The sequence below is a fragment of the Porphyromonas canoris genome (genome assembly GCF_000765975.1).
GTDB classification, from domain to species: domain Bacteria; phylum Bacteroidota; class Bacteroidia; order Bacteroidales; family Porphyromonadaceae; genus Porphyromonas_A; species Porphyromonas_A canoris.
This window is the reverse complement of record NZ_JQZX01000002.1, coordinates 239,099-252,412: the sequence shown is the minus strand read 5'-3', so window position 1 is coordinate 252,412 and position 13,314 is coordinate 239,099. Positions and strand designations below refer to the sequence as shown.

The following is a 13,314-nucleotide window of genomic DNA, read 5'->3' as shown; positions in this document are numbered from 1 at the left end:
ATTTTTGAGTTTATGCTTGGGAGTTTTTTGAGGAAATGTCTCTCTTATCGCACAGAAGACCGAGAAATGCAGAGAAGCAGGAGGAAAAGATGGGGCGTTGGTGTGGGAACGGAGAATAAAAAATGCACCGATATACATATTATATATCAGTGCATCGACGTTGTTGTGGTGAGTAGCCCCGACGGGAATCGAACCCATATTTGAAGTTTAGGAAACTTCCGTTCTATCCGTTGAACTACGAGGCCCCGGTGTTTTTGTTCCTCACTACCGTTGTGAGAGTGCAAAAGTAAGGCTTTTATTTCTAATCGCCAATACTCTTTTGCTGCTTTGCAAGTGAGGAAAGTGCTTCTTGCAGCTAAATCTTTCCGTACTTGTAGGCTTCGAGAAGAGCTTTAAGGGCGTCGATCTGGCTTCTGAGCACTTTGCCGTTGTCTGTGTCTCGAACATAGATGCGATGGGAGGAGGCGGCTTTCAGTACCGTAGAGCTTTGAATGTCCTCCATCTTCTCTATTGCTCTCTGTGTGGAGCAGAATGGCTCGTGCTGTATCAGATGCAACCCGTGAGAGTTGAAGATGAGCGTGTAGCCCGCAATGCCGGTGCTCTTCTGGTAGGCTTTGCTGAAGCCTCCGTCGATGAGCATCATGCGACCTCCGGCTTGTATGGGCTGCTCTCCTTTTACGGCTTTTACGGGAACGTGTCCGTTGATGATATGAGAGTCGGGGCCGGAAAGTCCGAACTCTTCGAGTATCTTGATACACACCTCTTCTTCTTTCCGATAGACGAAGTAGTAACCTTTCTGCTCGTGATGAGTGGCTTTGTCTTCCACAAGATAACGCTCCAGTGTGGTCATTGCCGACTTGTCGAAGAGTGGAGAGTCCGGACCGCACCAGAGATACCACATGAAGTCTATCGCCATCTGTTTCTCTTTCTTCTTCGCAACACTGCTGCTCACCCTTGCTTCTCGCACAATGCTGTCTATCTTGTCGTACAATGCTTTTCCGGAATAAGAGGTTTTCCCGATGCGCAAAGCTCGGAATGTCTTGTCTTCGTTCATCGGAATGGAGGCATGATAAAGCAGGTTGCCGTTATATGACAAATACATGCTGCCGTGCTTGTAAAGGATGTCGATGTGTTTCTGTAGCTTTTCGCTGTGTCGGAAGTTGATCAGCAGCCTTTCGACGATCTCTTTCTCTTTGTCGGACAGTTTGTAAGGATCTTTCGGATCTATCGTTGGGAAGTTGGTGTCCAAAAGAGGATAGCTCTTTCCGTCCGGCAGAGTAATGGTCTTGGCTGCCAGATCCATCTTATGCAGCAGATTCCTGTCCTCCATTCCATACTCAGGGTGTCGAGAAATGATTTCGTGCTCCAGCTTGAACTGAATCACGGATATTGCCTTGTGCATCTGAGCAATGAGGTAAGCGCTGTTCTCATCGTAAAGTTTGTCCGCAGAGCCAAGTTTGGGACGGAATACCTTGCACTCGTCATTGGCGTAGGTCTCCATTGCAAAGCGAGCAAGAGGAAGCAGATTGATTCCATATCCTTCTTCCAAAGTATTCAGGTTGGCATAGCGGAGAGAGACTCTTAAAACGTTTGCCATGGATGCAGCATTGCCACAAGCGGCTCCCATCCAAAGCATATCGTGATTACCCCACTGAATGTCGAAGTTGTGATACTTAGAGAGCGTATCCATCACGTGATGAGCTCCCGGCCCTCTGTCATATATATCCCCAACCACGTGAAGATGATCTATGACAAGCCGCTGTATCGTCTGGCACAATGCAATGATAAAGTCCTCTGCCTTTCCGGTTTCGATGATGGACTTGAAAATGCTGTGGTAGTAAGCGGACTTGTGATCATTGCCGGCATCTTCGTGCAAAAGCTCCTGTATAATATAACTGTACTGCTTCGGTAGAGACTTTCTCACCTTGCTTCGAGTGTATTTCTCGGAAACTTTCTTGCAGACTTGGATAAGCTTGTTCAGAATCACCGGATACCACTCTTCTATATTCTCCTCCCTGCGATGAACCTGCTCCAACATCTCCTTGGGATAGTAGATAAGAGTACACAACTCCCTCTTCTCATCTTGCCTGACGTATGCGCCGAAGAGCTCATCTACTTTCCGCTTTATACTGCCGGAAGCATTCTTGAGTACATGATCAAAAGCTTCGTATTCCCCATGAATATCTGCGAGGAAATGCTCTGTGCCTTTAGGTAAACTTAGTATGGCTTCAAGATTGATAATCTCTGTGGCAGCCTCAACTGCAGAAGGAAATTTCTCTGCCAAGAGTTGCAGATATTCCAGACTATAATTCTTAATTTTCATCTTTAAGGTCAATGTCTATAATGATTTGTTTTTTCTGTCTTCAAAGATAGTAAATAGATCAGATATAAAGCAAAAAGGCTGTGTTAACCAAATCTATATGGTAACACAGCCTTATCTTTTGGGAGGAAGACGGGTTTCGAACCCGCGACACCCGGAACCACAATCCGGTGCTCTACCACTGAGCTACAACCTCCATCTTCAAAAGGTCTATTTCCCTTTTGCTCTGCAAATGTAGATATTTATTTTGGATTAACAAGGGATTCAAAGCTTTTTACTAATGAATATTGGCACATTCTGCGCAATATGAAGCAAAATCAGCTCGATCTGCCAACCCAATCCTGAAAAGCAAGGGATATATTCGACCTTTCAGCAACTATAATCTTCCTAAGGTTCAAGATAAAATGATCCGAGAGGTTTTAGGCGTCTCTTTACTAATTTCGTCCAAACAACTTTCTTCTTTACACTTTCATCAAACATATTACCCGTAGTAGTGCACTTTTTTGCTGTTAAAAAGTTGTAGCTCTCCACAGAACTTTCCCCCGATGAGCGGCTAAAACCGGAGATCTCTTTTCCAATCAAGAAAAAGTCTCCCGACTGAAATCTAAACTTGTAAGTCGTATTAGATGTTCCGTAAGTACCGGCAATGGCAAAAAAGTTGACTGTGATATCAAATACTCCTTTGTCGGTAATTTTAAGATAAGACTCATATTTAGTATACTCATCTTCCTCTGTCGGGATAACATTATCCCACATCTTAAAGATTTTATATCCCTCGGACTCCGTACCGAAATAGATCGCCAGAATATTCGGATTATAGTTGTACTCATATCCATCATCACGAGTAGATATTTTTTCTCTGTAATTAGGCTGTGCTATTAAGATAATATCCTCAATTCCATCCTTATTAAGATCTCCCTTTTCGTGAGCAAAAGCCCAACCCTCCGGCACTATTTTTTCAACACTTTCTCCTCTTTTGGCTAAAGTTGGTCTTCCGTTATTTTGGTTAGTAGCATAAGAAGTGCTACCTAAGAACAATGCGGAAATTGCTATCAACAATGTTGGCAAATAAGATCTCTTCATTCTATTTTTCATTTTCATAATAAGTTATAATCCGTGATATTCTTACATTATCCAAAAAGTATTGTGGTTTGAAAGCCTACTAAATGCTCTCTTGCTTCTCTTTCCGCCGATAAAGGTATAGAATTTTCAAAATACAGCATGTTGATAGCAAAGAAAAGACACTAAGAGATACAGACAAAGGAAAAACATCTAAATAAAAAAAGGCTCCCAAAGTTGGATAACAACCAACTTCGGGAGCCTTTCTGTATAACGTTAATTCCTAATTAGAGGAAGAGAACACGACCTGTGGACATTTCATAGATCGCTCCGCAGATCTTTATTTTACCCTCATCTTCAAGTTTTTTGAGGATAGGACTGTCTCGGCGAATCTCATCCATAGTCTGTAGTACATTTTCACGTACCACAGCATCAGCAAACTCCTTATTAGAGTAAGTACGTTCTCCTGCGTACTCGGTACCTTCCACAGAAGGCTTGATCTCCTCCATCAAAGAAGTGATATTGCCCATCTCAACACCTTTAATGGCAGCTTTGACAGCGCCACAGTCCTGATGTCCCAATACGAGAACGACTTTTGAGCCGGAAACTTCACAGGCATATTCAATACTGCCAAGCATGTGTTCATCAGCCACATTACCGGCTACACGGCCGACAAAAAGATCACCGACTCCCTTGTCAAAAATATACTCAACAGGTACACGACTATCAATACACGAGAGGATGATTGCTTCAGGATATTGCCCCTCCAGACTGGCAACAGACTGAGCATTGAGATCACGAGGCAACTGTTTGTTGGCAATATAACGCTCATTGCCCTCACGCAGACCAGCCAATACAATATCGGGAGTAAGCTCTTGCTGTTTGTCTTTGGTCAGTACCTCGGAGATAAGTTCCTTTGGCTCTGTGTTAGAGGTTTCTGATTGAGTCGACTGCGACTGATCGTTGCAGGAACACAAGATAGCCACAGCTGTGGCAAGCATAAAGATTTTCTTCATCTTCTTGTTTTTTATGGTTAATAATACACAAATCCCCCTTCTATCCTCGGAAAGGAGGAGGATGAACAGATACAGCAATAAGGCTATTTAAGCCTTTGCACAAAGATAATACTTTTACAAGTATCAAGGAAGCCAAGATCATATAGGGTAAACTCGCAGGTCGTATAGGTACTATGAAGTCCTACATCTATAAGATCAAAAAACGGAGTTGTAGAGCCGAATGTGGGCTTATTTTTTGTTTAATAAAAGTTCTTAGATTTCATATTGACATCACTAATCCAATAAGAAGAAAAACAAAATAAAAAGGGCTGAAATACTTCCTTTCTTGTTTTAGAAGCTTCTAAATAGTCCTGAAAATGTATTTTGATTGTGCAAAATGTTTTGCTAATTATTTATGTCAATAATACATACAATACAAGAAGCCCAAGTCCTACAAGCAAAAGAATCAGACAGCCTGAATTCACACTCGAACGATTGACCGTCTGAGCTATATCTTCAAGACTTTCTTTATTCAAAACCTTTCCAAGTAAGAGTAAATAATCGCTTAGGATTCCAGCAAGGATGGAATTAGATGATAACGAGCCATATGCATTTGTAACAGTTATTTGTATTCTTGTCTTATCTCCCTCCTCTGTGAGTGCAATATCTGCAATTGCAGGATTTAGATTATTGGAAATTGGAAAATGGTATGTATTGAATACTTCATTGATGTCATTTTCCTGAAGCATATACTTTGATGGAAATTTTTCAAAGAGCAACATAATAGCTGCTTTGACCTCATTTAATGGGTAATTGATAACAATCTCCCTTTCTGCTTTTTGTAAGCTGCTTACTAGTGGATTCATAATCAATATTTTTATTTATCATGCTATCTATTTAAGTTCATAGAGAAGTCGTCATTGTTTTTAATCTGCGATAAAAACTTTTAACAAAAACCACTACACAAAGATAGTCTTTTTCAGTCGTATTGTGAAATTCTTGTAAAGATTGATTACCATTTCTGCCTTTGCAGAACAGTGATATTACTAATATCATTTATTGTATATGGTGCAAAACTTTACCTTATAGATTAAATCTTCATCACAGAAAAACTTCTTACCATCATTTCTATTTTTTATACAAACAAAAAAATGCCCCAAAACCTTTAATTTGGGGGCATTAAACACATAATTTCGTGTACAAATTCTGCAAGTTACTAAACATTAGTACTTATTGCGGAAGCGGGGGCTCCAAAACCTTGAAAATCGCAGAATATCACGCAATATCAATTCGCTGTATTCCAGTAGAATATAAAATCACCACTTAAACAGAATATCATACAACCTCTTTCCATATGTCGAAAATTGGGTGTAAATTTGGGTGTAGATTTAATCAGCGTATGAACTATGAATATTAAGAGGAACATTATTTTCGCACTGGAGAGACGCAAGAAAGATGGAGTACTCATTACAGAGAATGTGCCCATCAGAATGCGTGTGATTTATAACAGTAAGCGCATTGAGATTGCGACTGGATACAGAATTGATGCTTCAAAGTGGGATAGTGATCTTCAGCAGGTGAAAAGAGGATGCACCAATAAGCTCAAGCAATCTGCTACTGAGATCAATGCAGACCTGCAGAGATATGGATCTGAAATGCAGAAGATATTCAAGGAGTTTGAAATCAAGGAGCTAATCCCAACCCCTGAACAAATCAAAGATATATTCAATTCAAGGTTGAGAAATGAAGAGCAACCTGAGGGAATATGCTTTATGCAGGCATTTGATGAGTTTGTCAGTGAAAGAGGTGTACAAAATAGCTGGACGCACTCTACCTATGAGAAGTTTGCAGCTGTGAAGAACCATCTTCTAGAGTTTAATCCCTCTGTATCCTTTGAGCTATTTGACGAAGTCGGGTTGAATAAGTACGTCCTTTTTCTTCGAGACAAGAGAAAGATGAGGAATAGCACTATAGAGAATCAACTCTCATTCCTCAAGTGGTTTTTAAGATGGAGTTTTGGCAAAGGCTATACGACTCTTACTGCTTATGAAACATTTAAGCCAAAACTAAAAAGCACCCAGAAGAAAGTAATCTTCCTCACATGGGATGAACTGTCACGTCTAAGGGAGTGCGAGATACCTGAAAGCAAACAGTACTTAGAGCGAGTACGAGATGTTTTCCTTTTTTGTTGCTTTACAGGTCTCCGCTATTCTGATGTTTTTAATCTCACAAGGAGCGACATCAAAGAGGATCATATTGAGATTACCACAGTCAAAACAGCTGATAGCCTAATCATAGAATTGAACAAACACAGCAGATCAATTCTTGAAAAGTATGAGAATGTGGTCTTTGAGAAAGACAAGGCTTTACCAGTAATTAGCAATCAACGAATGAATGATTACTTGAAAGAGCTGGCAGAACTGGCGGGGATTGATGAACCAATAAGAGAAACCTACTATATAGGCAACAAAAGAATTGATGAAGTGACTCCCAAGTATGCACTACTGAGTACTCATGCAGGAAGGCGAACTTTCATTTGTAATGCACTCTCCTTGGGAATACCCGCTAATGTAGTGATGAAGTGGACTGGTCATAGCGACTATAAAGCGATGAAACCATACATCGATATTGCTGATGATATAAAGGCTAACGCAATGAACAAGTTCGATCAGTTATAACCGAACTTGAAATTTCAAACAGACTTGAAACTATGACATCCACAACAGAAATTTCAAGTGCGCTTGAAAATACCTATATTTGCAGAGAAATTTCAAATACACCTGACAATGCTCACACCGATAAGGAAATACAACTTTTGGGATGAAAACCCTATAGACTTAGGGTATCCACGCACATTCTACACAGATAAGATAGGTCAATACATTGATAACAAACTGATCAAAGTATTGGTAGGTCAGAGACGTGCCGGAAAGAGCTACATCCTAAGGCAAATAGCCTCACAGCTAATTGCCAACGGCACTCGTCCCAATAACATTCTTTACATCAACAAGGAATACCTGGAGTTTTCAGACATTCTTGACTATCAAGACCTCGAGAACCTATTTCAGCAATACAAGAAAGACCTCAACCCGCAAGGGAAAGTATTCCTCTTCATCGATGAGATACAGGGCATTGAAGAGTGGGAACGATTTGTCAACTCACACTCCCAAGACTTTGCTGAGCCTTGTGAGATATTTATCAGTGGCTCCAACTCTAGTCTGCTATCTGGTGAACTTGCAACGCTACTATCGGGAAGGTATGTAGCGTTTGAAATACTCCCCTTTAGTTTTTCAGAGTTCTGTGGTATCACTCAGAAAGAGCCTAATAGAGAAAGTTATATAGACTTCCTTCAAACTGGAGCCCTACCAGAGCTTTTCAACCTCCCCAATGATGAGATGAAGCAAAACTACGTCTCTTCAATCAAGGACACTGTTATGCTTCGTGACATTGTCGCTAGGTATAAAGTAAAGGATGTGAAGCTCCTAGATGACCTCTTTGTGTATCTAGTCAATAACGCCTCCAACATTATCTCCATCGCCAACATTGTCAACTTCTTTAAGTCTCGAAATAGGAAAACCAACTACGAGACGCTCTCCAACTACATCTCCCATCTCGAGAGTACTTTCCTCGTGCATAAGGTAGAGAGATATAATATCAAGGGCAAGGAGACTATTTCGGCCAATAACAAGTACTATTTGAATGATTTGTGCTACCACAATTATCTCTATTCTGGATTTGGCTATGGGATGGGGTACTTATTGGAGAATGCTGTCTATTTATGCCTTAGGCGAGCTGGATATCAAATCTATGTAGGCACGAATAAAGAGGCTGAGGTAGACTTTGTCGCTATCAAAGGTAGCAAGAGGTTATATTTCCAAGTCACACTACAACTAACGGAACAAGAGACAATAGAGCGAGAGTACCGCTCTCTTTTGTCGATAGAAGATAACTTCAAGAAGTATGTGGTCAGTTTGGATGACTTCAAGCTTCCAACAAATGAAGGTATTGACCATATTTCGGCATGGGAACTTGACACTATTCTGTAACGCATAAAGCCCAACCTAATTACTGCCCCTTGTTCAAATCGACAAGGGGCTTTTTTGTATTCAAGTTCCGCTCCCAAACGCTCAAATTATTGAGGAAATCTTCTCTCTTCACCTCCTTAAACTTCTCGACACTTCCCGATATATCCCTGACCCTTTAAACTCTCAATATAGTATCATAGATTTGCACTGCAGACTGCAAAAGATCAATGCTTTACATGACCAGTGAAGCACAATGTTTAACAAGCTTATCTGAGAGTTTATGACAGATGAAAATAAGCCACTATGGCAAATGACGAGTGGCGAATTTATGGAGTTCCTCAAAGAGGGACTTAATAGAACTGTGGCAACTGAACCAGTTTCTCCTTTAGCTAATACCCACAAGAAATATGTCTATGGTATTGCAGGTATAGCAAAGCTATTTGGGTGCAGTATTCCAACAGCCAATCGCATCAAGAAAAGCGGGAAAATTGACCAAGCCATTACACAAATTGGTCGAAAGATTATCGTGGATGCTGAGCTGGCATTGGAGCTGGCAGGCAAGAAAACCGGAGGAAGGAGATGAGTATGATCCCACAGAGCCAAAATGTAGACTATGACTCCCTTTGGAAGAAGTCTTTAGTCCGTGTAACGGATGAGTTCTCTTTACCACCCGTTATCCTCCAAGTGGATGATGCCATCATTGGCACATTGGGAAACTTTAGTGCCTCGACAGGCAAAGCCAAGGCAAAGAAGACTTTTAATGTTTCTGCCATCGTTGCAGCCGCACTTATCAACGGACAGGTATTAGAGTATAGAGCATCTCTTCCTTCAGGAAAAAGAAAAATCCTCTACTTCGATACTGAGCAGAGCCCATTTCACTGCAAACTGGTATTACAGCGAATACTGAAGTTAGCTGGACTACCACTTAACCAACAACCTGAGAATCTCATCTTCAGTCACCTTAGAGAAATATCTGACCCTGCAATCCGATGCGAGGTGATTCGAAAGGCGATCTATGAGATTGAAGGGGTGGGACTTGTCGTTATTGATGGAATTAGAGACTTGATACTCGACATCAACAATCCTACTCAATCTACGATTCTTATCGGGAACCTTATGCAGTGGACTAGTGAGCGAGGTATTCATATCCAGACTGTGCTTCATCTAAATAAAGGTGATGACAATAGTAGAGGTCATATTGGAACTGAACTCAACAATAAGGCAGAAACTGTCCTTCAAGTAACCAAAGATCCGACAGACCCCGATAGATCCATCGTATCACCCGCATTTATCCGTTCAAAGCCTTTCGAGAATTTTGCTTTTCGTATCACTGATGAGCCAGACCATATCAATGTCCCCGAGTTGGATACAAACTTTCAAGATGAAGCGATTACTTCAAAAACGGCCTTCGACTATACAGAGCTTACAGAGGATCAACACCGACAAGCTTTAGAAGTGGTTTTCTCTGAAAGTGAAGGGGGGTTAGGTTATGGTGAGCTAGTGGATGCCTTACGAAAAGGATACGCTGAGATTGTCGGTACTACGTATGGTATAGGGAAAACTAAAAAGCTACTCACTTTCCTGAAGAATAAGAGAATGATCACACTCAAGAATAAGAAGTACTTGTATGAGCCTAATTTCTACTATTGATTATCGGTTCAGTCCGATATGGGCATATAAGGTTTTGACCCATACCATACCAATTGTAAATCAGTTCGGTTCGGTATCAGGATATATATTCCTGTACCATACCGAACTGAATAGAGACTTCCTTTGCTAACGAAAAGAAAAAGAGATCAGAAGATGAATGCAAAACAAGCAAAGCTAATTCCGCTACAGGATTACCTATTCACGCTCGGCATAAAGCCTGTCAAAGTACTAAACAATAGTCTTTGGTACTACTCTCCTTTGCGGTCAGAGAGTACGCCCTCATTCAAAGTCAATACAAGCATCAACTGCTGGCACGACTTTGGAAGTGGGGAAAGAGGGAATATTATTGATTTGGCAATGAAGATCAATCATATTGTGACTGTTTCTGAGGCACTCATTGCCATAGAACAAGCATGCCCTCTCCACAATAGCAACTCTTTTTCTTTTCGTCAGCAAACACCCTCTCATAAAGGGCTATCAGACATTAGAGTTCAAGAGCTACAGCACCCAGCGTTAATTCAGTTGTTGAAAAACAGACGAATTTCTTTTCTCATCGCTCAGCTGTACTGCAAGGAGGTTCATTATAGAGTAAATGGTAAGAACTATTTCTCTATTGGCTTTCCGAATAATGCTGGTGGATATGAAACCCTTAACTCATTCTTCAAAGGTTGTATTCCACCAAAGGAGATTTCTCTATTTGACAATGACACCAAGTCAATCCATCTCTTTGAAGGGTTTATGGATTACCTAAGTTTATTGACGATGAATCCCAAAGAGCAAGAGAGTTCAGCTTTAATCCTTAACTCTGTTAGCAACCTCGAGAAAGCAATTCCTCTCCTTGCTAAGTACGAGAAAATAAACTCCTTTCTCGATAACGATGCTGCGGGAAAGGATGCCCGAAGTAGACTCTTGAGATTGAATCTCCCTGTCGAAAACATCTCAGAAAGGTTTTCGGACTTTAAGGACCTGAATGACTTTCTATGTCAAAAGCGAATTCCTAAAGAGATACGCATGAAGTCTAAGCGAAAGATAAAACTCAGATGATCTTTCGTCACGTGATTATTAATCACACTTCACGTGATCTATTTCGCTTCGTCACTTGAAAAGCCACAGCACAATTACGGCTCTTCCAAAAGCAATCAAGCAGAGCTTGGCAGAGCCATATCTAACATACAGATTTTCAGAGAAGCAAGTTTGTGTTTTGGGTTACCCAAAACCTGCTTTTCACCCTACCAAAGGGAGGTGAAAAATCATCCCGATGGTCTCATTATTGACAGAATATTTATGGACGATAATACAACGAACAAGGGCGGTCGCCCTAAGAAAAAGTTATCGGAAAAGCGAAGCTATTCCGTATTGCTCAAACTAAATACCAAGGAGTATTTCACCCTTAAGAGCAAGGCGAACGAGGCAGGCTTAAATAAGAGTGAGTATCTACGCACACTTATTTATGAGAGCCAAGTGAAGGCTCGCATTACCCCTGAACAGATGAATGAGATTCGTCAGCTCACAGGTATTGCGAATAACATCAATCAGATTGCTCGTCGCCTTAACACCTATGGTATTTCTGCAGCCCCAACAGAACTTAAGCTACTGAGGATATGCGTAGACAATCACCTCAAGGATCTGAAGTCATGATTGCAAAGATCATCAAAGGGACATCATTCTCTGGAATGATTACCTACATGCTGGGTAAGCGTGAAGGTATGGCTCGTATTCTTGATGGCGAAGGTGTAAGAATTGATGCTACATCAAATGAGATTGCTGTAGACTTCAACCTGCAAGCCTCTATGCGACCCAATATCAAGAAGCCAGTCTGTCACACCATCCTCAGTTTTTCTTCCGAAGACAGTGAGCGACTGGATGACGATAAGATGGTTGATATTGCACGGGAATACCTGAGGCGGATGGGTTACTCAGATACTCAGTTCCTAATTGTCAGACACATGGACAGGGAGCATCCGCATCTCCACATCTGCATCAATCGGGTAGACAATTACGGCAATACAATCTCGGATAGCAATGAGAAGTTTCGCTCCACCAAGATATGCAGAGAGCTTACAGACAAGTATCATCTTAAGCTCGGAGAAGGCAAGACGGAAGTTAAAAGAAATAGACTGCGTGGCAATGACAAAGTTCGCTACACCATCTACGATGCTATTACAGAGGTATTGCCCAAGTGCAAGAATTGGGAACAGCTTGTTTCTGCTTTGCAAAAGCAGAGTATTGACGTGCAGTTCAAGACCAAGGGCAAAACAGATATCATTGAAGGAGTAGTCTTTAGCATGGATGGAGTTAGCTTCAGTGGCTCACACATTGACCGCTCTTGTAGCTACTCAAAGTTATCTACACTCCTTCAGCAGAATGCAAATGTTCTCAGCTCTCAAAAAGCGCCAGAGATTTCCGAAGAAAGAGAGTCTGAAAGTTCATCTGAGAACTTTATTGAAGAACTCTTTGACAGCAATGTCCCAGCAGTTGACGTTGCTGAACTCGTATTCCAACGTAAACTAAGAAATCAAGCTAATAAGAAACTAAAATGCAGAAGATTATGAACGAACAAATGAATATTCTCCTTGAAGTACTAGAGGAGATCAAACAACAGAACAGAGATCTCAAAGCAAGTATCACCAACCTTGTATCTCAATCTAACCCCGCAACTAATCCCTCAGAAGATGACGCTATTTCTCTTATGGATGTGGCGCACCTTATTGGGCAAAAGATTGAGGTAGATGGGAAATTCAAGAGAGAACTGACAGATGTCGCTATCGTCCTAGGCAAACGAATCCGAGAAATCAAAGATAGCATAGCAAAGGACCAAGAGCGACAAGCTAAAAGCATAGCCTCTCTATCCGAGAAAATTCAAGAAACTCAATCTCCTCCAGAGGTCAAGAAGTACTACCTCTTTGATGTCAAACGTTGGATAGAATGGCTAATCTGGGGAATATCTATCGTACTCATCGCCTGTACTATCGGTTGGACGGTCTATCTACACAATGCCAATCAAACCCTCGAAAGCTATGCCCTACGATATCGCATCCTACGTATGGAGCACTCAGTTGGTAACACTTCCTTCGCCCGACTCGATAGCATCTTTGAAAATCACCGCTCTAACGAAGCCATTGCCACTCTAGAGCAACGTGTCATTAACCACGAAAAGGCAGTTCAGCGACAGGCAGAACTCCTTCACCGCCAGCAAGAGCTCTCAGCCGAACAAGAGAAAGTCCAACACCAACTAAATCAATAAATCTCGTAGGGCGACCTGAGG

The 13,314-nt window shown here is 41.4% G+C and carries 12 protein-coding genes and 2 tRNA genes; 8 read left to right on the top strand and 6 right to left on the bottom strand.

The window, feature by feature from the left end:
* Window positions 1–173: 173 nt before the first annotated feature.
* From HQ29_RS00985 to HQ29_RS00960, 6 genes are all read right to left on the bottom strand, one after another.
* A tRNA-Arg gene (locus HQ29_RS00985) sits at window positions 174–245 on the bottom strand.
* 110 nt (window positions 246–355) lie between these two features.
* Window positions 356–2,323 carry a fructose-bisphosphatase class III gene (locus tag HQ29_RS00980; RefSeq protein WP_036792377.1) on the bottom strand — a complete coding sequence of 656 codons (1,968 nt, stop codon included), beginning with the start codon at window positions 2,321–2,323 and terminating at the stop codon, window positions 356–358.
* Between the two features lie 120 nt (window positions 2,324–2,443).
* Window positions 2,444–2,517 (bottom strand) — tRNA-His (locus HQ29_RS00975).
* Between the two features lie 190 nt (window positions 2,518–2,707).
* Complete coding sequence (locus HQ29_RS00970; RefSeq protein ID WP_152566456.1) at window positions 2,708–3,421, bottom strand: hypothetical protein; 714 nt, start codon at window positions 3,419–3,421, stop codon at window positions 2,708–2,710.
* 245 nt (window positions 3,422–3,666) lie between these two features.
* Window positions 3,667–4,395 carry a carbonic anhydrase family protein gene (locus HQ29_RS00965; RefSeq protein WP_036867001.1) on the bottom strand — a complete coding sequence of 243 codons (729 nt, stop codon included), beginning with the start codon at window positions 4,393–4,395 and terminating at the stop codon, window positions 3,667–3,669.
* A 392-nt stretch (window positions 4,396–4,787) separates the two neighbouring features.
* Window positions 4,788–5,240 carry a hypothetical protein gene (locus tag HQ29_RS00960; RefSeq protein ID WP_036866999.1) on the bottom strand — a complete coding sequence of 151 codons (453 nt, stop codon included), beginning with the start codon at window positions 5,238–5,240 and terminating at the stop codon, window positions 4,788–4,790.
* Window positions 5,241–5,780: 540 nt separating this feature from the next.
* Between HQ29_RS00960 and HQ29_RS00955 the strand changes: the two genes are divergently transcribed.
* From HQ29_RS00955 to HQ29_RS00920, 8 genes are all read left to right on the top strand, one after another.
* Window positions 5,781–7,052, top strand: a complete 1,272-nt coding sequence (locus tag HQ29_RS00955; protein WP_036866997.1) for a site-specific integrase — start codon at window positions 5,781–5,783, stop codon at window positions 7,050–7,052.
* A gap of 108 nt (window positions 7,053–7,160) precedes the next feature.
* A complete protein-coding gene (locus HQ29_RS00950; protein ID WP_036867066.1) occupies window positions 7,161–8,420 on the top strand; it encodes an ATP-binding protein in 1,260 nt (419 codons plus the stop codon).
* Window positions 8,421–8,679: 259 nt separating this feature from the next.
* Complete coding sequence (locus HQ29_RS00945; protein WP_027451226.1) at window positions 8,680–8,982, top strand: DUF3853 family protein; 303 nt, start codon at window positions 8,680–8,682, stop codon at window positions 8,980–8,982.
* Complete coding sequence (locus HQ29_RS00940; RefSeq protein ID WP_235318018.1) at window positions 8,979–10,049, top strand: AAA family ATPase; 1,071 nt, start codon at window positions 8,979–8,981, stop codon at window positions 10,047–10,049. Before HQ29_RS00945 ends, HQ29_RS00940 begins: the two co-directional genes overlap by 4 nt.
* 153 nt (window positions 10,050–10,202) lie before the next feature.
* Window positions 10,203–11,093, top strand: a complete 891-nt coding sequence (locus HQ29_RS00935) for a toprim domain-containing protein (RefSeq protein WP_036866995.1) — start codon at window positions 10,203–10,205, stop codon at window positions 11,091–11,093.
* Between the two features lie 240 nt (window positions 11,094–11,333).
* Window positions 11,334–11,687 (top strand): MobC family plasmid mobilization relaxosome protein, encoded by a 354-nt coding sequence (locus tag HQ29_RS00930; protein ID WP_036866993.1) that lies wholly within the window; start codon window positions 11,334–11,336, stop codon window positions 11,685–11,687.
* Complete coding sequence (locus HQ29_RS00925) at window positions 11,684–12,601, top strand: relaxase/mobilization nuclease domain-containing protein (RefSeq protein ID WP_036866992.1); 918 nt, start codon at window positions 11,684–11,686, stop codon at window positions 12,599–12,601. Before HQ29_RS00930 ends, HQ29_RS00925 begins: the two co-directional genes overlap by 4 nt.
* Complete coding sequence (locus HQ29_RS00920) at window positions 12,598–13,293, top strand: hypothetical protein (protein WP_036867062.1); 696 nt, start codon at window positions 12,598–12,600, stop codon at window positions 13,291–13,293. The genes HQ29_RS00925 and HQ29_RS00920 overlap by 4 nt, the downstream gene beginning before the upstream one ends.
* Window positions 13,294–13,314: the final 21 nt, after the last annotated feature.

Bases quoted from the DNA above. Each gene is read 5' to 3' on its own strand.
- HQ29_RS00980 (WP_036792377.1), bottom strand. From the start codon at position 2,323: ATGAAAATTAAGAATTATAGTCTGGAATATCTGCAACTCTTGGCAGAG.
- HQ29_RS00970 (WP_152566456.1), bottom strand. From the start codon at position 3,421: ATGAAAATGAAAAATAGAATGAAGAGATCTTATTTGCCAACATTGTTG.
- HQ29_RS00965 (WP_036867001.1), bottom strand. From the start codon at position 4,395: ATGAAGAAAATCTTTATGCTTGCCACAGCTGTGGCTATCTTGTGTTCC.
- HQ29_RS00960 (WP_036866999.1), bottom strand. From the start codon at position 5,240: ATGAATCCACTAGTAAGCAGCTTACAAAAAGCAGAAAGGGAGATTGTT.
- HQ29_RS00955 (WP_036866997.1), top strand. From the start codon at position 5,781: ATGAATATTAAGAGGAACATTATTTTCGCACTGGAGAGACGCAAGAAA.
- HQ29_RS00950 (WP_036867066.1), top strand. From the start codon at position 7,161: ATGCTCACACCGATAAGGAAATACAACTTTTGGGATGAAAACCCTATA.
- HQ29_RS00945 (WP_027451226.1), top strand. From the start codon at position 8,680: ATGACAGATGAAAATAAGCCACTATGGCAAATGACGAGTGGCGAATTT.
- HQ29_RS00940 (WP_235318018.1), top strand. From the start codon at position 8,979: ATGAGTATGATCCCACAGAGCCAAAATGTAGACTATGACTCCCTTTGG.
- HQ29_RS00935 (WP_036866995.1), top strand. From the start codon at position 10,203: ATGAATGCAAAACAAGCAAAGCTAATTCCGCTACAGGATTACCTATTC.
- HQ29_RS00930 (WP_036866993.1), top strand. From the start codon at position 11,334: ATGGACGATAATACAACGAACAAGGGCGGTCGCCCTAAGAAAAAGTTA.
- HQ29_RS00925 (WP_036866992.1), top strand. From the start codon at position 11,684: ATGATTGCAAAGATCATCAAAGGGACATCATTCTCTGGAATGATTACC.
- HQ29_RS00920 (WP_036867062.1), top strand. From the start codon at position 12,598: ATGAACGAACAAATGAATATTCTCCTTGAAGTACTAGAGGAGATCAAA.